40 protein-coding genes are annotated in these 24,208 nt (G+C 36.8%); 26 read left to right on the top strand and 14 right to left on the bottom strand.

The features are described 5' to 3' along the window. The first annotated feature begins 27 nt into the window (after window positions 1–27). The gene (locus tag MHI40_RS20720; protein WP_340765105.1) at window positions 28–513 is read left to right on the top strand and encodes a hypothetical protein; all 486 of its coding nucleotides are present in this window, start codon (window positions 28–30) and stop codon (window positions 511–513) included. A gap of 61 nt (window positions 514–574) precedes the next feature. Here MHI40_RS20720 and MHI40_RS20715 read toward each other — a convergent pair whose 3' ends face one another. Both MHI40_RS20715 and MHI40_RS20710 read right to left on the bottom strand, forming a co-directional pair. Then, window positions 575–2,344 (bottom strand): ATP-dependent metallopeptidase FtsH/Yme1/Tma family protein, encoded by a 1,770-nt coding sequence (locus MHI40_RS20715; RefSeq protein WP_340765102.1) that lies wholly within the window; start codon window positions 2,342–2,344, stop codon window positions 575–577. A gap of 60 nt (window positions 2,345–2,404) precedes the next feature. Beyond that, window positions 2,405–3,217, bottom strand: coding sequence for a tyrosine-type recombinase/integrase (locus tag MHI40_RS20710; RefSeq protein ID WP_340765100.1), 813 nt, complete (start codon window positions 3,215–3,217; stop codon window positions 2,405–2,407). Between the two features lie 152 nt (window positions 3,218–3,369). Between MHI40_RS20710 and MHI40_RS20705 the strand changes: the two genes are divergently transcribed. The 4 genes from MHI40_RS20705 to MHI40_RS20690 all read left to right on the top strand — a co-directional run bounded on the left by MHI40_RS20705 (window position 3,370) and on the right by MHI40_RS20690 (window position 4,981). Continuing rightward, entirely contained in the window at window positions 3,370–3,786 is a 417-nt protein-coding gene (locus MHI40_RS20705) for a hypothetical protein (RefSeq protein WP_340765098.1), read from the top strand. 127 nt (window positions 3,787–3,913) lie between these two features. Then, entirely contained in the window at window positions 3,914–4,099 is a 186-nt protein-coding gene (locus MHI40_RS20700; RefSeq protein WP_340765097.1) for a hypothetical protein, read from the top strand. Between the two features lie 48 nt (window positions 4,100–4,147). Continuing rightward, window positions 4,148–4,351, top strand: coding sequence for a hypothetical protein (locus tag MHI40_RS20695; protein ID WP_340765095.1), 204 nt, complete (start codon window positions 4,148–4,150; stop codon window positions 4,349–4,351). A gap of 84 nt (window positions 4,352–4,435) precedes the next feature. Continuing rightward, window positions 4,436–4,981: a hypothetical protein gene (locus MHI40_RS20690; RefSeq protein ID WP_340765093.1), complete on the top strand. Its 546-nt coding sequence runs from the start codon at window positions 4,436–4,438 to the stop codon at window positions 4,979–4,981. Between the two features lie 55 nt (window positions 4,982–5,036). On the opposite strand, the gene MHI40_RS20685 is transcribed toward MHI40_RS20690, so the two are convergent. The 7 genes from MHI40_RS20685 to MHI40_RS20655 all read right to left on the bottom strand — a co-directional run bounded on the left by MHI40_RS20685 (window position 5,037) and on the right by MHI40_RS20655 (window position 8,972). Continuing rightward, window positions 5,037–5,351, bottom strand: coding sequence for a hypothetical protein (locus tag MHI40_RS20685; protein ID WP_340765091.1), 315 nt, complete (start codon window positions 5,349–5,351; stop codon window positions 5,037–5,039). An 86-nt stretch (window positions 5,352–5,437) separates the two neighbouring features. Further along, window positions 5,438–5,890, bottom strand: a complete 453-nt coding sequence (locus MHI40_RS20680; RefSeq protein ID WP_340765089.1) for a hypothetical protein — start codon at window positions 5,888–5,890, stop codon at window positions 5,438–5,440. A 54-nt stretch (window positions 5,891–5,944) separates the two neighbouring features. Then, window positions 5,945–6,088, bottom strand: a complete 144-nt coding sequence (locus tag MHI40_RS20675) for a hypothetical protein (RefSeq protein WP_340765087.1) — start codon at window positions 6,086–6,088, stop codon at window positions 5,945–5,947. Window positions 6,089–6,118: 30 nt separating this feature from the next. Further along, entirely contained in the window at window positions 6,119–6,382 is a 264-nt protein-coding gene (locus MHI40_RS20670) for an LPD28 domain-containing protein (protein ID WP_340765084.1), read from the bottom strand. A 593-nt stretch (window positions 6,383–6,975) separates the two neighbouring features. Then, on the bottom strand, window positions 6,976–7,497 hold the full coding sequence (locus MHI40_RS20665; protein ID WP_340765082.1) for a DUF5698 domain-containing protein: 522 nt from the start codon (window positions 7,495–7,497) through the stop codon (window positions 6,976–6,978). A gap of 60 nt (window positions 7,498–7,557) precedes the next feature. Next, a complete protein-coding gene (locus MHI40_RS20660) occupies window positions 7,558–8,058 on the bottom strand; it encodes a type II toxin-antitoxin system PemK/MazF family toxin (protein WP_340765079.1) in 501 nt (166 codons plus the stop codon). Between the two features lie 95 nt (window positions 8,059–8,153). Then, on the bottom strand, window positions 8,154–8,972 hold the full coding sequence (locus MHI40_RS20655) for a hypothetical protein (protein WP_340765078.1): 819 nt from the start codon (window positions 8,970–8,972) through the stop codon (window positions 8,154–8,156). Between the two features lie 163 nt (window positions 8,973–9,135). Between MHI40_RS20655 and MHI40_RS20650 the strand changes: the two genes are divergently transcribed. Together MHI40_RS20650 and MHI40_RS20645 are read left to right on the top strand one after the other, a co-directional pair. Continuing rightward, entirely contained in the window at window positions 9,136–11,130 is a 1,995-nt protein-coding gene (locus MHI40_RS20650) for an ATP-dependent DNA helicase RecG (RefSeq protein ID WP_340765075.1), read from the top strand. Next, window positions 11,127–11,303 (top strand): hypothetical protein, encoded by a 177-nt coding sequence (locus MHI40_RS20645; protein WP_340765073.1) that lies wholly within the window; start codon window positions 11,127–11,129, stop codon window positions 11,301–11,303. Before MHI40_RS20650 ends, MHI40_RS20645 begins: the two co-directional genes overlap by 4 nt. A gap of 44 nt (window positions 11,304–11,347) precedes the next feature. Here MHI40_RS20645 and MHI40_RS20640 read toward each other — a convergent pair whose 3' ends face one another. Then, window positions 11,348–12,346 carry a thymidylate synthase gene (locus MHI40_RS20640; protein WP_340765071.1) on the bottom strand — a complete coding sequence of 333 codons (999 nt, stop codon included), beginning with the start codon at window positions 12,344–12,346 and terminating at the stop codon, window positions 11,348–11,350. 160 nt (window positions 12,347–12,506) lie between these two features. On the opposite strand from MHI40_RS20640, the gene MHI40_RS20635 reads away from it, so the two are divergent. The 16 genes from MHI40_RS20635 to MHI40_RS20560 all read left to right on the top strand — a co-directional run bounded on the left by MHI40_RS20635 (window position 12,507) and on the right by MHI40_RS20560 (window position 20,180). Beyond that, window positions 12,507–13,124: a transglycosylase SLT domain-containing protein gene (locus MHI40_RS20635; protein ID WP_340765069.1), complete on the top strand. Its 618-nt coding sequence runs from the start codon at window positions 12,507–12,509 to the stop codon at window positions 13,122–13,124. Window positions 13,125–13,367: 243 nt separating this feature from the next. Continuing rightward, complete coding sequence (locus MHI40_RS20630; protein WP_340765067.1) at window positions 13,368–13,685, top strand: hypothetical protein; 318 nt, start codon at window positions 13,368–13,370, stop codon at window positions 13,683–13,685. A gap of 177 nt (window positions 13,686–13,862) precedes the next feature. After that, on the top strand, window positions 13,863–14,054 hold the full coding sequence (locus MHI40_RS20625; RefSeq protein WP_340765065.1) for a hypothetical protein: 192 nt from the start codon (window positions 13,863–13,865) through the stop codon (window positions 14,052–14,054). Between the two features lie 100 nt (window positions 14,055–14,154). After that, window positions 14,155–14,286, top strand: coding sequence for a hypothetical protein (locus MHI40_RS20620; RefSeq protein WP_340765063.1), 132 nt, complete (start codon window positions 14,155–14,157; stop codon window positions 14,284–14,286). A gap of 357 nt (window positions 14,287–14,643) precedes the next feature. Next, window positions 14,644–14,817 (top strand): hypothetical protein, encoded by a 174-nt coding sequence (locus MHI40_RS20615; RefSeq protein WP_340765061.1) that lies wholly within the window; start codon window positions 14,644–14,646, stop codon window positions 14,815–14,817. A 136-nt stretch (window positions 14,818–14,953) separates the two neighbouring features. Continuing rightward, on the top strand, window positions 14,954–15,175 hold the full coding sequence (locus MHI40_RS20610) for a hypothetical protein (protein ID WP_340765059.1): 222 nt from the start codon (window positions 14,954–14,956) through the stop codon (window positions 15,173–15,175). A gap of 87 nt (window positions 15,176–15,262) precedes the next feature. Next, window positions 15,263–15,454: a hypothetical protein gene (locus tag MHI40_RS20605; protein WP_340765057.1), complete on the top strand. Its 192-nt coding sequence runs from the start codon at window positions 15,263–15,265 to the stop codon at window positions 15,452–15,454. Window positions 15,455–15,784: 330 nt separating this feature from the next. Further along, on the top strand, window positions 15,785–16,183 hold the full coding sequence (locus MHI40_RS20600; protein ID WP_340765055.1) for a hypothetical protein: 399 nt from the start codon (window positions 15,785–15,787) through the stop codon (window positions 16,181–16,183). A gap of 209 nt (window positions 16,184–16,392) precedes the next feature. Next, window positions 16,393–16,683 carry a hypothetical protein gene (locus MHI40_RS20595; protein ID WP_340765054.1) on the top strand — a complete coding sequence of 97 codons (291 nt, stop codon included), beginning with the start codon at window positions 16,393–16,395 and terminating at the stop codon, window positions 16,681–16,683. Between the two features lie 53 nt (window positions 16,684–16,736). Next, window positions 16,737–17,081 (top strand): hypothetical protein, encoded by a 345-nt coding sequence (locus MHI40_RS20590; RefSeq protein ID WP_340765052.1) that lies wholly within the window; start codon window positions 16,737–16,739, stop codon window positions 17,079–17,081. Between the two features lie 494 nt (window positions 17,082–17,575). Then, on the top strand, window positions 17,576–17,797 hold the full coding sequence (locus tag MHI40_RS20585) for a hypothetical protein (RefSeq protein ID WP_340765049.1): 222 nt from the start codon (window positions 17,576–17,578) through the stop codon (window positions 17,795–17,797). Window positions 17,798–18,001: 204 nt separating this feature from the next. Continuing rightward, complete coding sequence (locus MHI40_RS20580) at window positions 18,002–18,394, top strand: hypothetical protein (RefSeq protein ID WP_340765048.1); 393 nt, start codon at window positions 18,002–18,004, stop codon at window positions 18,392–18,394. A 30-nt stretch (window positions 18,395–18,424) separates the two neighbouring features. Beyond that, the gene (locus MHI40_RS20575; protein WP_340765046.1) at window positions 18,425–18,583 is read left to right on the top strand and encodes a hypothetical protein; all 159 of its coding nucleotides are present in this window, start codon (window positions 18,425–18,427) and stop codon (window positions 18,581–18,583) included. A gap of 36 nt (window positions 18,584–18,619) precedes the next feature. Beyond that, window positions 18,620–19,075: a hypothetical protein gene (locus tag MHI40_RS20570; protein ID WP_340765043.1), complete on the top strand. Its 456-nt coding sequence runs from the start codon at window positions 18,620–18,622 to the stop codon at window positions 19,073–19,075. 122 nt (window positions 19,076–19,197) lie between these two features. After that, window positions 19,198–19,797 carry a hypothetical protein gene (locus MHI40_RS20565; protein WP_340765042.1) on the top strand — a complete coding sequence of 200 codons (600 nt, stop codon included), beginning with the start codon at window positions 19,198–19,200 and terminating at the stop codon, window positions 19,795–19,797. 215 nt (window positions 19,798–20,012) lie between these two features. Beyond that, entirely contained in the window at window positions 20,013–20,180 is a 168-nt protein-coding gene (locus MHI40_RS20560; protein ID WP_340765040.1) for a hypothetical protein, read from the top strand. 194 nt (window positions 20,181–20,374) lie between these two features. On the opposite strand, the gene MHI40_RS20555 is transcribed toward MHI40_RS20560, so the two are convergent. Continuing rightward, window positions 20,375–20,767 carry a hypothetical protein gene (locus tag MHI40_RS20555; protein ID WP_340765038.1) on the bottom strand — a complete coding sequence of 131 codons (393 nt, stop codon included), beginning with the start codon at window positions 20,765–20,767 and terminating at the stop codon, window positions 20,375–20,377. 322 nt (window positions 20,768–21,089) lie between these two features. On the opposite strand from MHI40_RS20555, the gene MHI40_RS20550 reads away from it, so the two are divergent. After that, window positions 21,090–21,494, top strand: a complete 405-nt coding sequence (locus MHI40_RS20550; protein WP_340765619.1) for a hypothetical protein — start codon at window positions 21,090–21,092, stop codon at window positions 21,492–21,494. Window positions 21,495–21,925: 431 nt separating this feature from the next. Here the strand turns inward: MHI40_RS20550 and MHI40_RS20545 are convergent, their stop codons facing one another. Beyond that, a complete protein-coding gene (locus MHI40_RS20545; RefSeq protein ID WP_340765036.1) occupies window positions 21,926–22,348 on the bottom strand; it encodes a hypothetical protein in 423 nt (140 codons plus the stop codon). A gap of 237 nt (window positions 22,349–22,585) precedes the next feature. Here MHI40_RS20545 and MHI40_RS20540 point away from each other — a divergent pair, with 237 nt between their 5' ends. Then, window positions 22,586–22,825: a hypothetical protein gene (locus MHI40_RS20540; protein WP_340765034.1), complete on the top strand. Its 240-nt coding sequence runs from the start codon at window positions 22,586–22,588 to the stop codon at window positions 22,823–22,825. Continuing rightward, the gene (locus MHI40_RS20535) at window positions 22,822–23,199 is read left to right on the top strand and encodes a hypothetical protein (protein WP_340765032.1); all 378 of its coding nucleotides are present in this window, start codon (window positions 22,822–22,824) and stop codon (window positions 23,197–23,199) included. Before MHI40_RS20540 ends, MHI40_RS20535 begins: the two co-directional genes overlap by 4 nt. A gap of 309 nt (window positions 23,200–23,508) precedes the next feature. Here the strand turns inward: MHI40_RS20535 and MHI40_RS20530 are convergent, their stop codons facing one another. Both MHI40_RS20530 and MHI40_RS20525 read right to left on the bottom strand, forming a co-directional pair. Further along, window positions 23,509–24,015, bottom strand: coding sequence for a hypothetical protein (locus MHI40_RS20530; protein WP_340765030.1), 507 nt, complete (start codon window positions 24,013–24,015; stop codon window positions 23,509–23,511). Next, window positions 24,012–24,152 (bottom strand): hypothetical protein, encoded by a 141-nt coding sequence (locus tag MHI40_RS20525; protein ID WP_340765028.1) that lies wholly within the window; start codon window positions 24,150–24,152, stop codon window positions 24,012–24,014. The genes MHI40_RS20530 and MHI40_RS20525 overlap by 4 nt, the downstream gene beginning before the upstream one ends. Between the last annotated feature and the right edge of the window lie 56 nt (window positions 24,153–24,208).

Genomic DNA, 24,208 nt, shown 5'->3' with positions numbered 1-24,208 from the left:
GAGGCTACATCTATAAGGAGGATTATTATGATCCATTACATATCAAAAGATAGTATGAATACAGTGATTAACCAAATTATGATTGAACAAGAAGTAGAAAATAAAAATAAAAAAGATGGACACCCTATAAGATTGACAAGTATCGAAAAAATAGATGGTGGTTCTATCGGTTATGCAGAATTTTTGTTACTTTCCAAGAATAGGTCAAAATATAGTCTGTTGTTTTTAATCAGTCTAGAAGAGAACGATAGCAAGGGATATTATTTTGAGAAACATCGTTTTGACCACTTAAATGTACACGAATTACTAAAGACTGTTTTATCTTACTCAGCTACACTACCCTTTGAAGAATACTTCCAAGAGGAAATCGCTTTAAACTTTGCAAAACGCATTCATAATACCATTCAAAAAGATTTTCCGGATGAATATATGAATTCACCTTCGTTCTTTTTTGAACTTTATCATGAGTCTACGGTGATGGAGTCATGGAAAGAGTTTATTGAAAAAAAATAGAATAAGAAAAAGACCGAATGCAAGATATAACTTGTCAGACGGTCTTTTTTGTACTGTTTTATTAAGCTGCAACGTGCAGATGTTGTTGTAATATGGCATCTAACTCTTCACCAGACAACGTTTCTTTTTCTAACAACGCCATAGATACTTTTTCTAAAAGGGTTTTGTTTTTTGTTAACAGTTCGAAGGTTTTTAGATATAAGTCTTCGGAGATTTTTCTTGCTTCCTCCACCATTCGTGTACCATCCATGTCTTGACCATTTTTAGTTAACAAGTCGATATTTAGCATCCCATACTCATTGCTCATCCCAAAATCAGTAATAATAGAGCGGATACGACCTGTCGCCATGCGAATATCCTGCTGAGCACCAGTCGTTACTTCTTGTTCGTTTCCAAACAGTATTTGTTCCGCAGCTCTACCCGCATACAATACTTGAATTTCAGCAAGCAACTCACTTCTTGTATGGAGGCCCATTTTATTTGGTGTGAAGAAAGTAACTCCACCGGCTCCAGATGTAGAAGAAATAATCGTCACTTTCGGCACTTCATTTTTCGTCAATAATTTAGCAACAAGAGCATGTCCAGCTTCGTGCCATGCTACAAGTTTTAATTCATCTAAGTCACGACTCTTATGGTTGTTACGTTTGTGACCTTTCATTACTAGCTTATAAAAAGCATCGTCAATATCTTCATTCATGATGACTTTTTGTTTCTTTGTGGTAGCAATAATAGCGGCTTCGTTCATAATTGCCTCTAAATGAGCACCTGCCAAACCGATCGTAATTTTTGCTATTTCTTCTAATTTCACCGATGGGTCCAATGGTTTATTTTTAGCATGTACTTTTAAAATATCTAACCGACTCTTTTGATCTGGCAGTCCAATAGATATATGCTTATCAAAACGTCCGGGACGCATGAAGGCGGCATCTAAATCATTTAAGCGATTAGTAGCACCGATAACGATGACACCTTCACTGCTCGAGAATCCATCCATTTCTGCTAGAACAGCATTTAACGTTTGACGTTGTTCCGCATGCTGCTGTTGGTCTCGTGAACCACCAAGTGCATCAATCTCATCTATAAAGATAATTGATGGAGCTTTGGCTCTTGCTGCTGCAAATAACTCACGCACACGTTTTGCCCCAACTCCTACGTACATTTCCACAAAATCGGCTCCGGAAACGGAGAAGAATGGTACGCCGGCCTCACCTGCAATTGCTTTGGCTGTCAATGTTTTACCTGTGCCTGGTTCTCCGTATAGAATAACTCCTTTAGGTAGCTTTGCACCAAGTTGTTCAAAATCCTTTGGTTTTTTCAAGAAATCAACTAAGAATCGCATATCTTCTTTAGCTTCCTCATTTCCTGCAACTTGGTCAAACGTAATCTTTGGTGTAGAGGCAATGTCTACTGGCTTATTCCCCTTGCCTTTACCCATTCTTTTTTGCATATACATAAATCCAAAAATCAATAACCCCATAATGAAAACGGATTGAAAGAAAGACCACATCTGTTGACTAGCAATTTGTTCAGCTCTGCCATCAATTTCACTCACTTCTACACCAGCAAGGAGTAGCTGTTCTTTAAAATTATCACGTTTAGGATTATCAACTTTTACATACTTTCCTTTAGCCGTTTCTGCTGTGAATGTGCCACTGGCTAAATCGATCGATACTTCTTTGACCTTCTTATCTTCAACTAAATTAAGGAAGTCTGGATAGGACATATTTTCACTTTTTGCGTCGTTCGATACATCTATATAAATAGACAGCGTCATGGTAATGACGACAATAAATGCGACAATGGCTACGATGAGTTTGTTTTTCTTTTGCATAATGGATCCCCCTAAGTTTCTTCTGTATAGGATACATTATACACTAAATGTGTACTGTAGTCAACGACTATTTTTTATCATGGTCTGTATTACTTCCCTTTGTTGCTCTTTCATTGTAGAGGCACGTGTATACCCAAGTTGTTTAGCTCTTACCTCGTTTACTTCTGAACGCAACACTTGATAGTTCTTATAGCCAGACGGGCTACCATACAGAGCAGAGGCTTTTAGTACTCGTTCAATTGTTCTTGTAGATACCGGATAGTGTCCAGAAGACCCTTGTCTATAGAAGAGATAATGACATTTAGGGGCATCTATGAGAGTAGAATAATGCTGAAACAGCTCTAGTGTCATGTCTCTTAAGTGAATGGTTCTACCCGCCTCTAAGTGGATTGTTTGTTCTTCAATTGCTGAAATCGTAATGCTGGAAAGTTCTTTTGGTGTTAGTCCAAATGATTTAGCTAATGAAACAACTAAAGCATTTCTAGCAACAAGCCATTTCTTTCTGTCACTTGCTTTTTCTTCAATACTCTTAGTCATGGAAGGAATAAGGATGGCATTCGGCGGAATGGGTATACGAGACTTTCTGTTTTTCGGCATAGATCTTATCTGAAGCTCTATGGCTTCGGCACCTCGACTCTCCGCAAATCGTAAAAAGGAATTGAGGGATGATAGAAATCGATTACAGGTTGAGGCGGACCTTCCTTCTGACAGCAAGCGAGAAAGGTATTCCGAAGCAGCTTGTTCTATCGACTTGTCTTCTAAGGAACCTAGAAAAGTGTGGAGGTCAAAATGGTAAGATTTTTGGGTGTTTTTCGAGCGACCTAGACGATCTAAATGGAGAATAAATGCAGGCAATAATTCATGCAATGTCATGCTCATCACTCCTTTTTCTATAGAATACCAAAACTGTGTCGAATGTCCACGCTGAACCTGCATATAATAGAACATCTCCAACAAAAAAGGACATCCTTGAGATGACATAAACAGAGATGGAGAAATGAAAAGGAGCGAAAGGAGGAACTTGCATGAAGTTCCTTGCGTACGGAGCTGTTGGCAGCATCGTATGGTTCGTGGTATTGGTTATGGTTGTTGCATCTGTATTTAAGGCCATAATCTCTTTAACGACTATCATCATGATGTTGGTCGCGGTCGGTATCCCTGTCTATGGGTTACTGAGAAATCACTTCCATTGGCAAATCGGATTGAAAGACTGCCTGGAACTCTATACGAATAGAGAAAAAAAGGGGAGCGGAAAAGCATGGCTGATTATTGTATGCGGTATGGCATTAGTAGTAAGCGATACTGGCACGATGGGATACTTAATCGGATGTGTTCTTCGAACTTTAGGATGGTCAATCTGTTTATATGTCATTTGGGAAGGCGTACGTCTCGTAAAAAAGGAGTTGCCTAGTGTGAAGGATTTATTCGTGAATGCTTGGTGATTCAGACAGTGAGTGAGGGGAAACCTTCCTCACTTTTTTTGTTCCACATACATCCGACATGTTTAATCGAATTTATAAAGAAATATTACATATGATAAATCAAAGAAACTGAAAGGAGGACTTACCCTTGTTAGTCAACCATCCCACACAAATGGAATATGACAGACAACAGGGACAGACGAACAAAGTGAACCCATTGATTTCTCTTTATGCACGCATGGAGGAATCGGGGAGCTTAATCGATATCGCAATATGCAAACATGAAATCGAAAAAATTCGTCTGCAAAAAGAAAAAGGGATGAAGAAACTGTAAAGTGACAAAACAATGGAAAGTTCTAACACTAAGAAGGAGGAAGTTTAAATGGAACAACAAGAGATTATCGTAGGGGATTACGTGGATTATGCATACAGCAAGAAGGTAAAATATCGTGGGTTTATTCGAGAAATCAAGGGAGACATATTAAAATTAGAGGTATGTCTAACAAAAAAAATTAATGAAGATAACATCACGGAGTTAGTAGAAGTTCTGAGAAATGATATTGTGCCCGTAAAAGTGGCAGCCTGACACCTTAATTGGTGTCTTTTTTTTTATCGTTTCGAACAAAGTTGCATAAGATAGATCAAACAAATAAAAAGGAGGCTGTTATACATGAGTTATTCATGTGAGGCTACGTACCGTACAGGGTTAATATTTGCTTCTGAAAAGTGCACATTCACGATGTTGCAACCCAGAGTGTTCAAAGATGAAGTGACAGGATATTGTTTAGAAACAGGGAAAGATGCGATTTGGAAAAAGGGAGTGTTTCAGGAAGGGAAAAATTCTTTCCCTTTAGAAGAGAATCAAGAAAAGGAAGTATGGAAGTATAAAGAAACTGTAGAAGCTATACTTACTGCCTACAATCAACGCATGAAAAAGGAAACGGAGGACATTTTGATTTATCGTTCTTCCGAAGGAACCTTTTACGTAACGACTAAGACAGAAGAAGACATGGGTCGATATTCTCCACGGTTCTTACAAGGCTTTCATTATTTTTTGAAAATGAGATTAGAAGTAAACTATTCATTTGATGAAATTCAACGATTAATCGGACATGGATTAACGAACCGAATGGCAGGAGTAAAAGAGGAAGAACCATTCCGTGGTACTTTGGAGCAATTTTACGGTTTTATATTAAAAGATAAAGAAGCAGCATGACAGCAAAAAGAAAGAGGTCCGTCAAATGACGAGACCTCTTTTATTTTGGATAGTATTAAGTTAATACCAACACTTTTTCGTTTTGCATATGTCTCTCTCGAATGCTCTTACGAGCGAAAAGGACCTCTGTTGATACACACTCCATTGCTTCAATATGATGGCGGATGAAATGTCTGATTAGTCTAAGACGCATAGATTCTAATTCACCTTCATATCTAGCTACTTGGCCTGTAGCCTCGTCAACTAATGGATGAGAAGTTAATGACTCATGGTAGGTGTTGAGAAAATACATATACACATTTAGACGTTCCTTCGTTATTCCTGGTTCTTCTTGAATAATCCAAGCAATCAGTTCCTTTTTATGTCTCATTCTCATTTCCCCTTTTTTAGCTGATTAGTTTTCATTATGCAGTCACACAGCTACTCCAAAAAGAAGCAACTGAGACTGCTTGTCTATTACAGAATTTCCACATCGAATGAATGTTTTTCGAATTTCACTTGCTTTTCTTTCAGGTAATCTTCCCATTGACCCGTAAATTGTTCTTCCTCGAATTCCTCATCATACTTTTCATTCAAATCGCATATTTCTTTTTTAGTCAAGCCATAAATTATTCCTTCCCACATGTCTTCTTGTTCTCCATTACCGTACAAATCAATTTTCACGGTTAGTCCAGGAGCACGTTCCTCATGAAATGTTTGTTTCCACCAACCAGATGCGACAACTTCTATTTCTTCTGAATTAACAACTGTGTCGAGAAGCATTCCTTCTTGAGAACCTTCCTTAATCATTTTAGAAATATGTTCTATGCTGTTCTCCGTCATTTCTAACAAGGAAGTGTCCATTTCTTCTGAATGATGATGCCAGTATTCTATTTTTACTCCGTTTATAGTAATTGTTTTTTTGTTCATGATGTTTTCCCTCCAGTTTATTCTCTGTTATTCAAGTTATCTTCAAAAAGATTTCTACAGTTTGTTTCCTAACTGTATATGACAATTTAAACTCGCCATCCGTTGTAGGTGATGTAAGCGAGTTGCCTGAACTTTTGATACGTCTTTTCCGGCAGGTGATTTCTTCAACTCTTCTTCTAGCATTTTTTGAAACGACATTCCCGTTTCCCCCTTTGTATGATAGGTAGTTTAAATAGTGTTCGTAATTTCATCGGATTCGTCTTCAGAAAGGCTATAAAATCCTTCTGTTCCTAAATCGAGGGCTTCTTCTGTGGAAATAGTCCCTAAGAAGTTCACAAGCACGTATGGCTCCACCGTAACAGCAACAAGTTGATCATCATCATGATGTCGGACGTCGTAATAATGTAAATCCGGATCCTTTTCGTGATCTTTCACTCGTGTTGCAGACATTGAAACTACTTTTTTACCTTGTATTATCACTTCGTTTTCCAATATTGAACCTCCATTGCAGATTAACTGCTCCATTTTTATGTTATTCAGGGCATCTTATGCAAAAGAAAGTGGAGGTATAATAGTTTGAATATTCTGTTTATATTTTTATAGTCTTTAAAAGTGGACCAAACGGTTCTTTTTACTAGATTTCATTAATCCAAAAATATTTTAAGTGCATATGGAATGTGACCGGTTTAGGAGGGGATAGTATCTCGAAGGGGCATGCATTAGTTCTTCATCTGTTCTAAGAAGGATACTTAACTAATCCGCCTCTATTTGCTTTAAAACCCCTCGAGCACACAATGCGAGTATTTAGTAATAGGAGAGTGATACTATGGAGTATTAATAAATAGAATATTCTGACATAATGAACCAATAACCTATATACCGAAACGCCGCAGATTATTCCCTATTTCTTTCCGAAGGCGAGAGGGATGAATGTGATATGTGTAGGTTTATTTCAAAGCTCCTTGATTCAACTACGTAAACATGTCTTTCGATAGACTTTTCGCTTTGATGGGGGCTCTATTCTTAGTCGAACGCGTTTGTCGCGAGTTCAATTGAATAAAAAAGAGACCCTAGTCAGGGGTCTCTTAGCGATATGCTAAATGTCCGGTTACTTTGTCTAGTTCACGTACAAGCATCGTAGGATCTGTGATGTCATGAGCTAACAAAATGCTATTCAATTTACCACTCCATTTTTTTGGTAGTGTTACTTGAATGGCATAGCGTTTATTTCCGTTGATTCCGAATATCGGTATGGTATTGACAGACATACCTGCATCTCTAAGCGAATCTGCTACAGATGATACTTTTTCAATGTTACTTAAGTATATTTCTGCTTCTAATACACCAAGTTCGAGCATCCTGTCGATTCTATCACCTACATAAACCCCTGCAACTTTACCCAGGGAAAAGGCCACCAAGAACCAGAATCCATCACCTTCTGCAATTTGCTTGAGTGCAATAGCGAACACAAATGCGTCCATGAAAGTAACGATATAGGCAGGTTTTAATTGCCTTTTGGCAATAAAGATTGTTTTTAGTGTGCCGATAGAATTGGACAACATATTTAATAAAAATATCCCTATCAGCGGGATTAATAGTTCGAACATATATACCTTCTCCTTTTTAATTGAAAAAAGGGGTGTTCAATTGGAACGACCCCTTCGTTCTTAACCTCCAGTTTTTAAACCCAATGCTTGATTCATGGTCCAATCTAGCTTGTCGAGCACCGACTGACTCACGCTGCCAATTGGTTGCTTTCCAAGTCTTGCTTTTGATACCACTCGAATCTGCTCTGTCATTATTGAACCGTCAATGGAACAATTTTCATCCATTGTGTCTTCCGGCTTGATGCGAACATGGGAGAAAAATCTAGGTTGACGCTTGGTAATCGGCAAGATAACCGTTGTCGTCGCAACACGGTTCGTCTCATCATCTTGAATAATTAAACAAGGTCTTATTTTGTTCTCTTCTGAACCAACATTCTCTCCTAGATCAACTGTCCAAATCTCCCCACGCTTAGGTGCTTGGAACTGACGAATCTGTTTTTCTTTCAATGTAAGACTCATCATGCGGCTTGCCCAATTAATCATAGAAGTAAAGCGTTCATTTTCTTGCCCTTCTTTACTGAATCTTTCTACCTTTTCATTTACCATTTCCACTTCTTGCATGTTGAACCCTCCTTAATCTGTCAGTAATAACTGACTCCATTAGTGTTTAGAACATTCTATTCTATACAATTAGGAGGGTTTCAATAACAAACGTTTTATTGCACGAATACTTTACCGTTTTCTTCGCTGTACGAAATCTCTTGTTTTTCTAAATAGCGGATAATTGCACTAAGCTGACTGCTGTCTTGCAAACTATCTATCTGTCTATGTGATTCGATGACCCGCTCAAAATTCTTTGTGCCTCCAACAAGTTCTTCTATTAGTTGTGTAGTGAAGTCTACAGAATACTCGTTACGCTCTGCTGTTTCGTGAAAAACAACGGACATCCCTTGTTTGTCAAAAGCATTTTCTTGTTGCAAAAATTCTGTCTGAGCGATTTGTTTTTCACGTAAAGATTTTCTCAAGTGCGACTCTAAGCCAATTTTATTTGCTTGGTTTGCTCGGTACTGCTCAATGTAAGTTATGTTACTCATTGATTGAGTTACCATTGTATTGTTAGATACCTGAATGGACGTCAATAACAACTGGAGAGCAGTTGGCGAGTCGGCTGTTGCTGCTTTTTCATCAGCTACTACTTGTTCTTTTTCTTCATTTATTTGTTCCAACACCACCAGAGGAGTATCTTCTTTGTCAGGAGTTGATTGCAATAGACCAGAAACGGAAACTGCAAGCAACAGCATGAGTATTATTCCTCCTATGACAAATAGCCACATCTTATAGCTACTATAGAAAGTTTCTAATTTATCAAGGAATGTTAGTTTGGGTGATTCTTCCTCCTGTGTTTCTGTTTCCAAAGGTTCTGTATCTAGTTCTTTCTCTTCTTTTTCTTCTTCCACGGAATAGTGGTCATCTGCCTCCTGGAAATCTAGGAGGTCATCTTCTGGGGCAATATATTCTTTCTCGTCTTTCTCCATTCTCTTCACTCCTCTTTCTTAGTTTGTTTATCATATGGGAAAAGAGATTGCTTTATTATCTAAATCGGACGTGGTTGAACTCATAATTTCCTCTGATTCCCATACAATAACGAGAAGATGATAGAAAAGGAGAGAAATCTCACTTAAAAAGGAGTGTGTCAATATGACAATAGGGGTATTAGAGCTGCCGAAGGCAAAGGAAAATCAATTAAAGGCAAAAGGAATAGAAACCATGGAAGAATTAGTAGGATTCATACCAAGAAAGTACAAAGATTATCGAGCTCCAATGATGATCAGTCAGGTCAAATATGGTGAAGACGTTGCGGTAATTGGGAAAATAACTGGAAAGAAAAGCAGTCCGAAAACATCTTCTTTTCAGCTGGTTGATGAACAAGGGAAGAAATTTTCAGTGGTGTGGTTTGGAGCAGAATATATGCTGAAAAAATATGAAGAAGGAGATACGGTAATTGTCGGCGGGGTCATCGAATATGACAAGTTTAGTTATGGACCAAGATTTACGGTTCCCTTTCTATTTACAAAAGACTCACCATCTGCCCGTCGTATCTATCCGATTTACTCCAAGATTAAAGGAATGTCGGAAGAATATTTGACGAAAACCATACATTCAGCCTTGTCTGTACATGCTTGGTCGGAAACACTCGAACTTTCTGTGCGTACCAAGTTTCAGTTGATGGACGGAAAAAAGGCGATAGAAACACTTCATCGTCCGAAAGCGTTGGATGCAATTGAACATGCGAAAAAAACCAAGGTGTTTGAAGATCTCTTCACTTATGCAATGAAAATGGAAGAAAAAGACCGCACCTTAACTAAGGTGTCTCCGTACAGAGTAAAGGATATGGCTTTGTTTAATACGATTCATGATAAACTACCGTTTAATTTAACGGATGGACAAAAAGACGTTATTACAGAAGTTCACCGAAAATTAAAAGCAGGAGACCGAGTGGAAGCCCTTGTTCAAGGGGATGTTGGTTGTGGTAAGACCATTGTGGCGATATTATTAATGAGTATATTGGTGGGAAGCGGACACCAAGCAGCAATTATGGCTCCCACACAAGTGCTAGCAAAGCAACATTTTGAAGAAGTAGAACGAATCCTAACCGGTACACCTTATAAAGTAGCTTTTTTATCGGGAGACATGAAAGTAAGGGAAAAGAAGAAAGTAATCAAGGAAATTGCAGAAGGTGAAGTGCAGGTGATCGTTGGGACACATGCAGTTATTTCCAAAGATGTACGTTTTAAAAGCTTGGCTATGACGATTGTCGATGAAGAACATCGTTTTGGCGTGAAACAACGTGAAGCATTGAGAGAAAAAGCGAGAGCTGGCGTTCATCACATAGGTATGAGTGCAACTCCAATACCAAGAACGTTGGCATTTGCAGTCCTTGGAGAAACGGTTGATGTGTTTTCTATTAAGTCAATGCCGAATGGTCGAAAACCCGTCCGTACTGTTAGATTAGAGACAGAAGAGCGAGCGTGGACTGGGGTTGTTGGTCAGGTCGAGAAAGGACACCAAGCATATGTAGTTTGTCCGCTAATTGACGAATCAGATGCCGAAGCCATGCAAGGAGTGAAATCTGTCGAAGAAACTTTTAAAGAGCTACAGGAACTTTCCAAAAAAGAACCTCTCCTTAAGGTGGAGATGATTTCAGGGAAAATGAAAGGTTCAGAAGTGGAAGAGGCCATTGGGCGGTTTACTAGAGGTGAAACGAATGTTTTGGTATCCACAACCATTATTGAAGTAGGTGTGAATGTGCCAAATGCGACAATTATTGTATTACGTAACGCAGAAAGATTCGGATTAGCACAGCTTCACCAACTGAGAGGACGTGTAGGACGTGGCGACAAAGCATCTTATTGTATTCTCCTTTCGAAAGCGGAGGGACAACGTAAACTAGATGTCATGACGAGAACGAATGATGGATTTGTCGTTGCAAGTGAAGATCTGGCTCTTCGAGGAACAGGAGATTTCATTGGGACCGAACAGAGTGGACAAAACCCTTATGTAGACCTTATTATTAACCATAGAGAATGGTACAATGCGATACGTGAAGAGGTACAGCAGGTATTTAATGACCCAAGACGTCTTCATTTTTATCGAATTCAGCAGGTACTTGGTTTTGAGGAGGATGCTTCGTGAAAGAGTTTAAGCCCACTGAAAAAGATGAAGAAGCGATGCTTTCGTTTACAATGGATGCGTTTAGAACTCCAGGTTTTTTCAAGCTCTCTCAAAAGGAGCAAATGGAAATCGCAATGGGGTATCTGAAACAATCACGTGTGACACCTATCAAGAAACAATCCAGTATGGATTGACATAAAGAGACCCCGTTCAATTGAACGAGGTCTTTTTTATTTTATTAAACAGCTACGGGTGCTTTTATGGCTGGATGATGATCATAATTTAGCAATGTGATGTCCGCAGGATTGAGCTTGTAGATATCTTCTAGCTCTCCTATATCTTCAGGCAAGACGAGGGTTGGAAGTTCTCGGACTTCTCTGCTCAACTGCTCATTCACTTGCGTCAGGTGATTCGAGTAGATATGAGAATCGCCGAATGTCACGACAAGTTCGCCAACTTCTAATCCGGTCCATTTTGCTAGGAAGTGTATCAGGAGTGCATAAGAAGGAAAATTGAAGGGCCCGCCAAGGAACAGGTCGCACGATCTTTGGTATAGCTGTCCGTCGAGTTTTCCATCTCTTACGTACAATTGAAACATTGTGTGACATGGGGGAAGGGCCATTTTGCCGTCCTGTACGTCTGCAACGTTCCACCCGTTTAAAATCAGTTGTCGGCTGTTCGGATTTCGTTTGATTTCCTTAATAATCCAAGCAATCTGGTCATATCTTCCCTCTTTTCCTTCCCAAGCACGCCATTGTTTTCCGTATACAGGTCCCAGTTCCCCGTATTGCTCCGAAAAGACATCATCTTTTAGGATCTTTTCGCAAAATAATGCCAGCTGCTCCTTATATTGCACTTCGAACTGTGGGTCTTCCGTCGCTCGCAAGCCGAAGTCAGTCATATCTGGACCCGTATAGTCGGTAGAGGCAACGTAACGCTTGAACGCCCATTCGTCCCAAATGTGATTGTTGTGCTGTAAGAGGAAGCGAATGTTGGTATCTCCTCGTAGGAACCATATCAATTCAGATACAACCAAACGGAAGGGTACACGTTTTGTAGTAACTACAGGAAAGCCCTTTTCTAAGTCAAATCGCAGTTGCCTTCCAAACAGGCTGAAAGTACTGACTCCAGTTCGATCTGCACGTGCATGTTCTTTGTCCCCCGACTGCAAATATGCCTCTATTTCTAGCGAATTCTCTTCCAGGACCTCTTTCAAAAGTGATAAATAGTTCTTCATTATGTGCTCCTCCTTTTATTATTCGAACCATCATATGTGTATTGATGAGAAATGATTCTACTTCTTCCCTACATGGCATAAATTCATCTGGCTTGCTTATAATAGTCAGTCGAATAAAAAAATGGAGATGCATAGTAGCATCATATGGAGGACCTTAGATATGAATACGAAATGGATGGACGCAGGTAAAAAGGTAGCATTAATTATTGGAATGATTACAATATCAAATCAATTGGTGTCGATGGGTGAGAAAGTAGAAGAAGTTAAAACAATGGAGAAAACACCTGTTGTGGAAGCTCAGGTAGAAAAGGCATCGGTAGAACTAACAGAATCGACTATTTACCGTTCTGATATCCCTTTACCCAAAGAACAACAAGAATTTCTGCATGAGCGAACAGTAGAGTTAGGACTTGATTATGACAAAACACTCGCGATTATCAAGCATGAGAGTAAGTTTGATGCGAATGCAATAGGAGTAACTAATGATTACGGATTGTTTCAGATAAACCCGAACAATCATGAATGGTTAGCGTATGCAACGAAAACAAAGAATGACCCATTAGATCCTTTTGTAAATATCATATGGGGTACATTCATGCTGGATGACCTTTATGATAAATGGTCTGATGAAGGAATTAATGGACAAGAGTTAGATGAGTACGTTTGGAGCTCTTATAATAAGGGCGTTGGTGGGTTTAATCGTACCGGAAAAGCAACGGACTATATTAAAAAGGTGCGGGTGGCCATAGCTGAAGTAAAAATTCACGACGAAGGATAATTAAAAAGGAAAACTAATTAACCCTAATGAAAAATATAGGTAGAGTCATAACAGACAGGTTGAAGGGAGCAATTAGGTGCTTCCTTTTTTTTGTTCAGAAATGTAGAACTTTCGTTTTCTTATGTATTTCAAATCTGCTGCATAGAATAGGAAGCATCAATTAAAAAGGAGCAGTGTGCATGCAAATGAGGAGGCATAAGTTAGTTCCATGAACTTTAAGACACTTAAAAGGAGTGACGAGTGATGAAAAGGTATAGATACATCATGAGCGGCATTGCATTAGGGGACGGTAAAATTGGAAATTTTAGACTTATCGCAGGCAACAATATTAAACCTTCTTATAATGGGGAAGTGGCTCTTAGAGTAAACATACCGGAGGATTTAAAGATGAACAAGTATAGTTGCGACTCATATTCGACAACAGATGATCAGAGGACGCTTGATGAATTGGGATATGACGTATTAATTTGGCATAAAAAAGCAAAAAAGTGGAGAGTGCATAATAATTACAAAGGAACCAAACCTTGTGACATTCATCATCTTAGTCCCTACTACATGTAAGGATGACGATTTTGGATGGTGAAAAGTATTGAAACCGTAAAGCTGGTCGTCAATTACAACAAATATCTTGTAGACGTCGTTTAAGACGTCTTTTTCTTATTTCTTAGAGCCTTACTGCATAGAATAGGAAGCATCAATTAAAAAGGAGCAGTTTATTTGCAGATAAGGAGGAATCGAATGGAATGGTGGGGTGTTTATTTAAATGGAGAACGAACCGAAAGGTATCTGTCTTATGTATCGGAGGAAAGAGCAAGAGAGCTTAGTCAAGCATTGAATAGGCGTAACAGGACAAACAGAGAAGTTTTTTTCGAGCCGATGGAAATAAGGTTTTTATTAGACGAGAAGTATAAAGGGGAAAGAATTTATTAAGAAACACAGTCTGAGACAACATAAACATCGAATCAAATTGTGCAACAAAGGCAAATGTTTGCAGCTGTTGACACAAAATGATTAGGAGGGAGGCTATTTAGTGTACAAATATGAAATTAATTTTTATACAGAAGATTATAAAATGAAAACTGAATGGACTAATAGTTGGTTTGCTTTTATGAAGCTAAGACTAACTACAAGATGGCACTCATATCGGATTAATCGACACTGAACAGATCGAACGCATACTGTGCAGTTGACATAAACTATGTAGAAAGGAACTGAAGTTGTGAAATGAAGGAATCGTACCGAAATAAGCACGGGAAATTCAGGTTTAGAGAACTTCCAGTGAACAATAATAAGCCACCGAAAACAAAGAGGTTAAGGAAAAAGAAAAGGTGGGCTAAATGCGGAGATTGCAACATTTGGTTCAAAACTTATACGCAGACGAGTGGTACTTTGTCTAACGGAAAAGAAATCTGTCATTCATGTCTAAGAATCAGAATTCGAAAAGCCAGACCTGATTTGTTTACTACGTAGTACGACCATATTTGTCGCAGGAGACACATAATGAGAAGGAGGTTTTTCTATGAACGAAGAAGTTGAAGGGATAACAATAGCATTATTAAATCAAAAGGATTTAATCATTCATGGTGAAAGCAGGAAATTTGCTTGTGAAACATACGAAGAAAAGAGGATCTCTTTAGTAGCTATTGATGGGGTTATGAAAATATTAGAAGAAATCACTAGTCGTAATGTATAGTGCGTAAACTAAGTTCGTAGAACCTATGAGGCACAACTCTAAAGAATGATAGACAACCATCGGAAAGTTCATTATTGCTGAACAATTCGACCATACGTTGCAGTAGACACAAAAAGCGACATAAGGAGGCGTTAGTATGACTAAAAGCATGATTGATGAAGTAAAGGAATTATTAGCCTTAACTGAAACCGAATTAGATGAAATATTATTATCTGAGAAATACAATAAAGCAAATCTACGAGAGTTGGTAAGACGATGCTTACAAGTTGCAAATGAATATAAAATCGCCTTCGAGTACGAGATAAGTGAAGCCAAAAAAGAGACAGAAGAATCCTTAAAACGCTATAGCCGAGAGTAAAATTTTGTGTCACATTACGACCAAACGGTTCAACAAAAAAGAGGAACGATATTTCTAGGAAAGGTAAATAGGAAAGGATGTGAAGCAGTGGATAAACCATATTTTTTAATTTCAGCAACGTCTGGGAACACCCAATACCTGATTGATAGACGAATTCAAAAAGATAAGGATACAGAAGCCATGCGGAAGCGTGTGGCAAGTTCGGGTTGTACGCAACAGGAACTTACGCAAGAAGAACGAGATACACTTGTTGGAAGTCAAAAAGGACAGTGGATTTAGCAGCGGATATAGGACACAGATGAAACCATGCAATTCACTTTTCAGAGCAAAGGAAATAAACATATTTGGAAGAGACGTCCTTTAGGGGGGGTCTTTTTATTATGGCTTGGAACCAATCTGCATAGGATAAAGAGTGTTAACTAAAAAGGAGCGGTACTGCTGCATATTAGGAGGTTTTAAAATTGAATAAAAGAGAAGCATGTAGTTTTTTGCTTTCCATATTTCTACCTCCCATTATAGTTATAGGGTTGTACTTCTCCCTAGTCTTCTTAACGAAGTGACTACGTAGTAAAACACGAGATAATATAAAAACATGAGGGAGTGATTAGTATGAAATCAGAGAAAGAATTGATGGAAGACAAGTTGGCAGACATTAGGGATAATTTGTTTGATGAAAATGACTATGGATCCGATGAAGGACATAATTTGGTGGGGGCTTATGCTGGAAGTGCTTATGAAGTAGTCTGTGGAGTCGAAAGAAAACTCAAAAGACAACAACAAGAAATCGCAGAATTAAAAGAAATTTTGAATAAGAGACCCACAAAGACAATGACAATAATGGAACATATTCGAGAAGAGTCTCAATGCAACTATGCAGATATAATAGACTATTTGTCAGAATTGAATCAATGTGGGGATGAATTAAAGGCAAAATACCTTGGCGAATTAATTTGGCATATCCACAAGGAAGAACAAAAAGAACTTATAGGAAACAAATCGATAGAATAACTAAAAATATTAATTATAATATAGACGTCTCATGAGGCGTCTTTTCTTATTTCAAGATCGGAAGTAAACAAATCACAGAATGTCTTTTTGTAAAAAGAAAGGGAGCTGCATATGATGAAGGGAACAGATAATGCAGGAGCGATTATGTTCGCAAATGGTGTGTGGGCATCTATAGGATTATATAGGTGGAATAGAAAGGGGAATGAAAAATGGATTTAATGGATTTTATTAAGGTTAAAACAATTGAATTAAAAGAGATTTATGGAAAAGTGGAGTATGCCTCGAATGAAAATGCAGTGTTGAGTAAGGATAGCGTCAGAACAGAGTTTTCGGCAAAGGAAACGCCATTAATTAAAGCAGGACAAGAAATTAACCTGTCTGAAATTAATGTGGTATCGGCCATAGCATTTGAACCTAATGGGACATTGTTAAGTTTTTATGTGACGCCCCCGAGAAAAAGGAAACCAATTCTGAAAGAGTTTTACTTCCTATGGGATTAAGTTATTTTTTGTTGGATTAAGGAACGGTATAACTAATGAGGAGATGACTAAAGTTGAAAGAAACAAACCATGATTATCAAAATTGTTTAGTAGGGAACTATTACGACAGTGATTGCACAGGAAAATTTTCATCTTGGCAAGATTTTAAAGATACACATGCAGGGTTTTTGTCTAACGGATTTGATGATACCTATCATTTTGTTTTTCGATACGACATTTACAAACAGAATGATGAAGAATATACATTGGAATTATGTATGATGCTTCAGCGTAAAGGGATATACACTCATCTTTTCATCGAAAACATTGACCAGAATACTTTAGACGAAGAAGTTCAAGCATGGTTAAGAAGTCGAAGCGAGTATATAAAAACCCTATGGAAAGAAGTAATAGGTTAATACATTGTAGAACAAAAGGCATAATGAAATTTAGAGTTGATGGAGTGTATCAGATGGATAATATTTCAGTTTTACAGCTTCGTCCCTTTTCTAAAAGAGTTAGAAAGGAGCATGACCTTGTTTGAAATATCATTTCTGAAAAGATTATCACAGTTTTTTTGCAAGCATAACTACTTTGCTGTTGCTGTAACGGATTTTTATAAAGAACCTAGTAGTGATATTAATGAAACCGTTTCAATTTATAAGTGTGAAAAGTGTGAACATGTAAGGATATTCAAGAAAAATTAAACAAATTGAGATTGTTAGGAAGCACTTACCTGTGCTTTCTTTTTTTTAAAAAACAAGAGAGAGTGAATAAACAAACCAATAGACCTTTGTGAAAAGATAGTGTGCTGCATAAGATGTAAGGATTACAAAAAGAAGGAGCGAGGATCTCGCATAATTGCAGGTTTGGTATGAGACGACAAGTAATAAATAAAAAGGGGGATTATTGAATGAAAAACAAAACAACTAAAAAATTGACTAACGGTCACAAGGAAGTTCCTTTGTTTTACGTTACATTTGATTTGAACAAATATCTAGAAACAGGGGAAAAAGGTTCTTGCAATATAAGATTACATCCTTCGGTAAAAGAAGACGAGACAATTGTGGAAATATTAAAAGACTTAATTGAGCATATTCGAAAGAACTATGATATGGAAAGCTTGGTTAAGTAGTTTATTAATCGACTCAAGCGAAGAATGGAAGCACTATATGTGCTTTCTTTTTTTTGTAGGCAACATTCCGATCGTTAGTAAACAAACTAACTTTACTTCTTTGTGAAAAGAAAGGCTCCTGCATAAGATGTAAAGATTACAAATAGAAGGAGCGAACATAGTCGCAAGTAATTTGATATGGACATCGAAAGGGGAATATTAAAAATGGATAAACACAAGGCTCAGTTAAACTGGTATTACCAGCAGGAGAAAAAGCGAAAGGAAGCAAGGGAAAAAAATGACACAACCTTGATTAATCAGCGGATGCAAGAACTTCTAGGAAACGCTTGGCATAAACTGAGCGATGAAGAGAAGGAAGATTTTAAACCAGTTGTAAAGTGTATCGAAAGAAAACTTGTACAGTCTCCGTTATTTGGGATGCGTTACAGAGATAATTTCGAAAACTTGGATGTCGCTATTCTACAAGTCATTCTATTATCTATGATTGCACCGAATAGGAAACAAGAAATAGCTCGTTGGAAGGGCGAAATCTCGCGTGTTGACTTTCATTCAAATGTGCGATTTGTCCAATTAGAGCGTGAATTAAGCAGGATTTGATAATATTAAAATGAAAAGGTGGGTTTTTATATGGATTTTAAAGATAGTGGAAGAGCACAAGTTACATTGGACAATATGAAAGAAAATTTGGAGACAATCGAAGAGAGTATGAAATCCTCTGAAGATACTTCCTACTTGGTTAAAAAATTAGCGAATCAAGCAAATGAACTAGTAAAGCTATGTGAATAGGCATATCTTGTGACTATTAAAAGGAGGAGTTATGAATTGGAGAAAACAGAAAAGAACGCAGCGGTCATATCGAAGAGTAAATTAGTGACGAATAATCCATTAGTTTTAGTCGCACTACAAACAGGATTAGATGATGACTCCAATAAGAAATACAAAACTATCACTGTAGATTACCAAACACTTGAACATTATGTCTTTCGAGTTTCTACATTGTTTGATGATGTAGAGGGTTTTATGGCACACCACACATGGGAACAGGCAAAGGAAGTGGGAGAACTTCAAAAAACTATTAATTATGCAATACAGAGCTATGAGGTTCATTTCGAAACGGGAACACCTGTAAAAGTGTCAGCTAGTGTCTATCACGAAGAGAAGTCGTTACTTTCTGAAGAAGAAATTATTACAGAAGCGAAAGGTTATGTTGTCGAATTTTGTGGATTTTCTCCAGAAGTAGAGTATTCGATTCACGTTCTGCAAATTAAGGATGAATAACAGAATAATCGACAGGAGCAGCCGATGGTTGCTCTTTATTGTCGAAATTATTTGATATCTATTACTTGTATCGTTCAGTTATAATGGGAAGTAAGGGAAAGTAGTCTTAGGGGGTTATAGTGATGTTGTGGCTAATGATAACGGAATGGTTAATTCCAATTTGCATGGTTCTTATATTCGGTGTATTTTTAAGCTTTTGGAAAAAAGGACAACCGCCTATTTTGCTTGCCCTACTAGAATTTGTCGTGTTAGGAGCAGGTCATATAGCATCGAGAAGATATGCAACAGGAGTGGGCGTTTTAGTATCTTACTTTATTATTTTGTTTGCTGCAGCTTATGTTGATGTAATTGCAGACATACAGCTGAATGACAAATACATGATCACATTCATAATTGTGTCTTTGCTCTTTGTGTCATTTTATTCGGCACGGGCTGTAAAAGATAAGGCAGAAGAACAAAGGATGTACAGACGTATCAAGAAAAGAGATGCTTCTACAGTCAAATTATTGAAGAGTCGAGGGAGTCGAACTGTAACGGTGGGCACTTCTGGAGCTCTATATTCAGATGAACAAACAAGCCGCTTTTTTGATTACGATGGTGGTTTGTTAAATGACATGTTTAGGCAAGAAGAGGAGCAACGTATAGATCAGGAAACGAGAGACAATTTGGATAGAGATATGAATGACAATACAAATGATCATCATTATGATCACGATTATTAAATTGCGGTAAAAGGCACAGGACTTCATAGTCTGTGTCTTTTTTCTACATATAGAAGGCTGTCCTTTTATAATTGGTCAAGAAGGAAATTCAATGTGGAATATACACATTTCTATTAGAGGTTTTACATATGAAATGGACGATTAGTGCATATGATGGGAGGTAACTAACTAAAAAACTGGAGCAGGACAGCCTGCAATCAAAAGGAGAAGATAATATGTTTGAATTAACAGTCGAAAATGGAAAGTATACATTTATTAATAATAATGGAGTAGTATCTATTTTGCGATACGGGAAAGAATGGCGAAATGAAGCGGGTGACAAGGCTCTTCTTAGTTTGCTGCAATATGTAGAGGAGATGTCTAAATCGGAACTTGACAAATAAGGTTGGATTAACATCAAGAACCTTGGAAATGTTGTACGATAGAGGTATGGGTAAGATATTTTGATTATTGAGGTGTTTTAAAAACTTTGTTAAAGTTAATGGTTGATTTTGTATAGAAAAATGAGCTTGGAGAAGCATTTCCAAGCTCATTTTTTCCTGTCTATTTTTTACTAAAGCACCCGTTAGTTAAGTTATTACAGACTAATTTCTTCACCTATACTTATAGCATGAAAAGGATTTCTTTCCTTTGATTTTAACGATTCAATAAAGTCTGAAGTTAAGTCCTCTTTGTTAATAATTATTCTTGTAGAACCAGATACTACACCGTTTAAAAAAATGGGTTCAATAGATTCTGGATTCTTAAGTCGTTGATAAAAAAAACTGTCTAAAACAATAGTTGCATAACTAAAATTTCCTGTATTGTTAGTGAATTGAAAGTTAACTTCAATAATAAGTTCGTCATTGTTTTCCTCTATCTCATAGGTAAAACTTTTTACTTCTGCACTTTTATTAGGAAATAAAATCCACACTAAGCACAATAAAAAAATCACAGATATAATGAAAATTATTACTTTGTTTCTTTTCAAAAATTCACCCCCATTTTATTTTATTAAACTGCCGCGTTAGTTTAAGTGAAGCCTTTCACAATCTTACGTTTATTTTAACATAAATATCCAGTGCCAATACTTAATAGGGAAACACATTTTCCACTTTCATTAACTTTACTTTTAACAGAGCCTACGTATACCCTACGTCTGTTTAAAATAAACTCAATTCAACTGGATATTTATGTTAAAATGAAAACGAGTTTGTGAAGAAGAAATTAAGTAATTAAGCGTTTTTTTATTTTAAGAAAAAGTCCCATACAGGTATGAAAAAGAGTGTAGTTCATTGAAGGGGGAACATATAATGAAACTTAGTCAAATTATATCTTTTACAATCAGTGTATTCTTTTCAATAGTTTTACTCATTTTTTGTTTTTTGAGGAAACTATTATTAACTACCTATACACCAGTCACTTATAGCATGGAAGAGTTGAAATCATTCATTTTTTTAGCAGCATTAACAACTTTGTTTTTCGTATTAACCCTGATATTTGCGTCAAAAATACAATTGATAGTAATGACGGTTATTTATTGGATTTTATTTATTCCAAATTTCATAGCATATATAAAGAGAAATATTAATTTCCTAGATTACGAAATGCTTAAATTCCTAGATGAAACGATGTTAGTAATATATTTATTTCCTTGTATTTTAGGAATAATTTTATTAGTAATTCATAAATCAGATTATAAATTGGATCGGAAATAAGCACCGTATCATTCTTAAAATGCGATGTAAGGGTGTTATCAATTTGTTCCATTAGAATCCTACCTGAACCGACCTTTGTGAACACGCCCTTAAGAGGCGTGTTTTTTTGCTTAAAAAACTAAATAATATACTCGAAAAAACTAAATTCACTAACTATTAAGACATTTATCAAAATTTATCAAGGTTACTATAATACAAAAAGAAAGGAGGACAATATGCTACTTTTTCTATTCTTCATCACCGTAGTCTTGTGTGTCATTCTAGAAGATAAAGGCTTTACCTATAACAAAACTGAACACCAGCTTGAAGCTGAAAGTAGATTGAACTATTCTTGTTAATGGACATCATAGAGTATGAGCCTTGTCTCCGAAGATAAAGGCTTTTTTTATGGTCCTATTATTATTTCGCCGAAAAAAGAACCGCAGCTTATATTAAGTCGGCTTATTTTTATCATTTCCAATCGGTTCTGGTTCACTTTCGTGAAATTCATAAAACTGTTTTCTACATATCATTAGAATTTCTTCATAACTTAGGTCCTTGTGAGAACTCGGCATTTGTTCCCATCGTTTAATAGTTTCTTCATAATCGACAAGAAAGGCGTTTTTTTCCTCTGAAAACTTTTTGTTCCGACGGATATTCCCTATTAATAGATAAATACTTAAAAAATTAATTAACAAAATATAGCTAAATTCTTGGAGAATAATAGGAATAATAAGTGCTAGTGAGACAAGAGAGATAGAAATAATTGTAGTCTTCCATGCTTTGCGTTTCTTCCTATCTATAAATTGTGCATACTCTAATAAAAATTCCCTATTTACTTTGATGAATTTTTTGAATTGCCAGTGAGGGTTCAAAATGCTTCCTCCTCTTAGTTATATTAGTGGAACTATATACTATTTAAAGAAATTATCATCCACTTATTACTCTTATCGGTCAGCAGTTCGTTTTTTTTCCAGAATCGAACAAATATCAGTAATTTACAAGGCAAATCGGTCTAAAGTCTTACTAAGCGAATCATATTGTCATGCTTCTACTATAATAGAATGTTCAAAAAGAAAGAGGAGAGTCAATAGACTTAAGGAGGAATAACTTTGGGATTTACAATAGAAAAGGTATATACCGAGAAATATATATTCACAAATGTTCATCGTAATTATATAAAGTATAAGGAATTCCGTAAGTACAGGAAAGACTTGGATTCTTGCAATCTTTGTGACACGAATTTTAAAGCCGAAGATAATTTACATCTTGCTTTTTTGGAAACTCATAAAAACCAATTGATCTGTGATGCATGTGCAGACAAAGTGGAAGAAGGGATAGAGGCAAATTGACAAAGGACATTGAATGGTTGAAAGGGTTGAAAGTAGGAGACAAGGTTGCCACGCAAAACGCATTGGGGTGGAGTAGGAATAGCGTTTACCGAGTACATGTGATTGTAAAAGTAACTCCCTCTGGAAGAATAAACTTAAACAGTGGGGAAGTCATTGATCCAATAACGGGAATGACTCGAGGAGAGAATAATAAAAAAATCTTACCTATTACATCAGAAATCGAAGCGAATATTCAGCATCAAAGGAATGTGTCTATGATTAAATCGCATCTTTCAAAAGTGGATTTATACTCTCAAGACTTGGATAAGATACAGAAATTATCGAAATTCATGGAAGATTTAGGGTTAACCGAAAAGACAGAGACCAATAGATAGACTAAACTTGTGTTATAAAGGAGAGAGATTATTGAGTAATGTAATTAAAGAAGTTGTCCAAATAGCAAGAAGAGATTATATTTGTGATGATTGTCGAAAACCTATTACTAAAAGGACTAAATATAATTACCTGTTCGGTTCAGCTTTTGTTGGAGAAAAGCCTTATAGTATTAGGGTTTGTCAAAAATGTAAACCAATTAGTTCATAGTTTGATAAACTCTATGAAATGGTGAGCTACGAGAATATATATAACTAATATGCATGAAATAAAAGAGAAGCAGTAGCCGAAGAGGGCTAACTGCTTCTTTTCTATTTTTCGACATGAGATAATTCGACACTTGCGGCCGGACCACTTGCTTCTCTGAGATTTGCGGTTACTTTGTAATGACCTGGACTCAAATTTAAAGGGAACACAAATCTAATTTTTTCACCTGATTCCATGATCACCTGCGTATATTCCTTGTTTTGAGATGGGATGCTGTATACAGACTCTCCAGTTGCATCTATAATCTCAATGTTTACCATACTAGGATCTGTCATTAAGGCAATATCTTCCGGAGTTGTATTTTGCACAAGATAGACGAACTTTGTTATTTCTTCTTCTTTTTCTACAAGCAATTCACCTTTAATAGCAGGTTCTTCTTTTATAGCTTCAGGACCAACAGGAATTTTTTCCACTTGCACATTTTCAATCTTGGGTATATTTATTTTCTTCTCTTTAGGTTCTTCATGATTTGCCCAAACATATAACAATACTAGAGTAGCGATAAACAATGAACCCGGTATCAATATGAATAACTTTGTCATTGGTTTCATATAAGACTTTTACCTTCCATCGCAATAGGATATTCTACAAAGTCCCCAGGGGCAATTTCTTCTTGTGAATTCGTTATGTGGTAACTGCTAAAGGCAATGATTACGATTATTACTGTTGAGAAAATCCAAAATTTCATGTCGTTCACTCCTATTTGTTTTTGTATTCTACGTACTGGTTGTCTTTCCTATGCCA

Source organism: Psychrobacillus sp. FSL H8-0510, from assembly GCF_038008345.1.
Taxonomy (GTDB): Bacteria; Bacillota; Bacilli; order Bacillales_A; family Planococcaceae; genus Psychrobacillus; species Psychrobacillus psychrotolerans.
This window is presented reverse-complemented; position numbering and strand designations above follow the sequence as displayed.

What these genes read in the sequence shown, in the direction of transcription:
- MHI40_RS20585 (WP_340765049.1), top strand. Translation starts at nt 17,576, where the DNA reads ATGAAAAACAAAACAACTAAAAAATTGACTAACGGTCACAAGGAAGTT.
- MHI40_RS20690 (WP_340765093.1), top strand. Translation starts at nt 4,436, where the DNA reads ATGAGTTATTCATGTGAGGCTACGTACCGTACAGGGTTAATATTTGCT.
- MHI40_RS20695 (WP_340765095.1), top strand. Translation starts at nt 4,148, where the DNA reads ATGGAACAACAAGAGATTATCGTAGGGGATTACGTGGATTATGCATAC.
- MHI40_RS20635 (WP_340765069.1), top strand. Translation starts at nt 12,507, where the DNA reads ATGAATACGAAATGGATGGACGCAGGTAAAAAGGTAGCATTAATTATT.
- MHI40_RS20665 (WP_340765082.1), bottom strand. Translation starts at nt 7,497, where the DNA reads ATGTTCGAACTATTAATCCCGCTGATAGGGATATTTTTATTAAATATG.
- MHI40_RS20575 (WP_340765046.1), top strand. Translation starts at nt 18,425, where the DNA reads ATGGATTTTAAAGATAGTGGAAGAGCACAAGTTACATTGGACAATATG.
- MHI40_RS20710 (WP_340765100.1), bottom strand. Translation starts at nt 3,217, where the DNA reads ATGACATTGCATGAATTATTGCCTGCATTTATTCTCCATTTAGATCGT.
- MHI40_RS20660 (WP_340765079.1), bottom strand. Translation starts at nt 8,058, where the DNA reads ATGCAAGAAGTGGAAATGGTAAATGAAAAGGTAGAAAGATTCAGTAAA.
- MHI40_RS20615 (WP_340765061.1), top strand. Translation starts at nt 14,644, where the DNA reads ATGAACGAAGAAGTTGAAGGGATAACAATAGCATTATTAAATCAAAAG.
- MHI40_RS20680 (WP_340765089.1), bottom strand. Translation starts at nt 5,890, where the DNA reads ATGAACAAAAAAACAATTACTATAAACGGAGTAAAAATAGAATACTGG.
- MHI40_RS20655 (WP_340765078.1), bottom strand. Translation starts at nt 8,972, where the DNA reads ATGGAGAAAGACGAGAAAGAATATATTGCCCCAGAAGATGACCTCCTA.
- MHI40_RS20685 (WP_340765091.1), bottom strand. Translation starts at nt 5,351, where the DNA reads ATGAGACATAAAAAGGAACTGATTGCTTGGATTATTCAAGAAGAACCA.
- MHI40_RS20565 (WP_340765042.1), top strand. Translation starts at nt 19,198, where the DNA reads ATGTTGTGGCTAATGATAACGGAATGGTTAATTCCAATTTGCATGGTT.
- MHI40_RS20650 (WP_340765075.1), top strand. Translation starts at nt 9,136, where the DNA reads ATGACAATAGGGGTATTAGAGCTGCCGAAGGCAAAGGAAAATCAATTA.
- MHI40_RS20550 (WP_340765619.1), top strand. Translation starts at nt 21,090, where the DNA reads ATGAAACTTAGTCAAATTATATCTTTTACAATCAGTGTATTCTTTTCA.
- MHI40_RS20595 (WP_340765054.1), top strand. Translation starts at nt 16,393, where the DNA reads ATGGATTTAATGGATTTTATTAAGGTTAAAACAATTGAATTAAAAGAG.
- MHI40_RS20705 (WP_340765098.1), top strand. Translation starts at nt 3,370, where the DNA reads ATGAAGTTCCTTGCGTACGGAGCTGTTGGCAGCATCGTATGGTTCGTG.
- MHI40_RS20525 (WP_340765028.1), bottom strand. Translation starts at nt 24,152, where the DNA reads ATGAAATTTTGGATTTTCTCAACAGTAATAATCGTAATCATTGCCTTT.
- MHI40_RS20640 (WP_340765071.1), bottom strand. Translation starts at nt 12,346, where the DNA reads ATGAAGAACTATTTATCACTTTTGAAAGAGGTCCTGGAAGAGAATTCG.
- MHI40_RS20600 (WP_340765055.1), top strand. Translation starts at nt 15,785, where the DNA reads ATGAAATCAGAGAAAGAATTGATGGAAGACAAGTTGGCAGACATTAGG.
- MHI40_RS20630 (WP_340765067.1), top strand. Translation starts at nt 13,368, where the DNA reads ATGAAAAGGTATAGATACATCATGAGCGGCATTGCATTAGGGGACGGT.
- MHI40_RS20675 (WP_340765087.1), bottom strand. Translation starts at nt 6,088, where the DNA reads ATGTCGTTTCAAAAAATGCTAGAAGAAGAGTTGAAGAAATCACCTGCC.
- MHI40_RS20625 (WP_340765065.1), top strand. Translation starts at nt 13,863, where the DNA reads ATGGAATGGTGGGGTGTTTATTTAAATGGAGAACGAACCGAAAGGTAT.
- MHI40_RS20715 (WP_340765102.1), bottom strand. Translation starts at nt 2,344, where the DNA reads ATGCAAAAGAAAAACAAACTCATCGTAGCCATTGTCGCATTTATTGTC.
- MHI40_RS20610 (WP_340765059.1), top strand. Translation starts at nt 14,954, where the DNA reads ATGACTAAAAGCATGATTGATGAAGTAAAGGAATTATTAGCCTTAACT.
- MHI40_RS20560 (WP_340765040.1), top strand. Translation starts at nt 20,013, where the DNA reads ATGTTTGAATTAACAGTCGAAAATGGAAAGTATACATTTATTAATAAT.
- MHI40_RS20580 (WP_340765048.1), top strand. Translation starts at nt 18,002, where the DNA reads ATGGATAAACACAAGGCTCAGTTAAACTGGTATTACCAGCAGGAGAAA.
- MHI40_RS20720 (WP_340765105.1), top strand. Translation starts at nt 28, where the DNA reads ATGATCCATTACATATCAAAAGATAGTATGAATACAGTGATTAACCAA.
- MHI40_RS20530 (WP_340765030.1), bottom strand. Translation starts at nt 24,015, where the DNA reads ATGAAACCAATGACAAAGTTATTCATATTGATACCGGGTTCATTGTTT.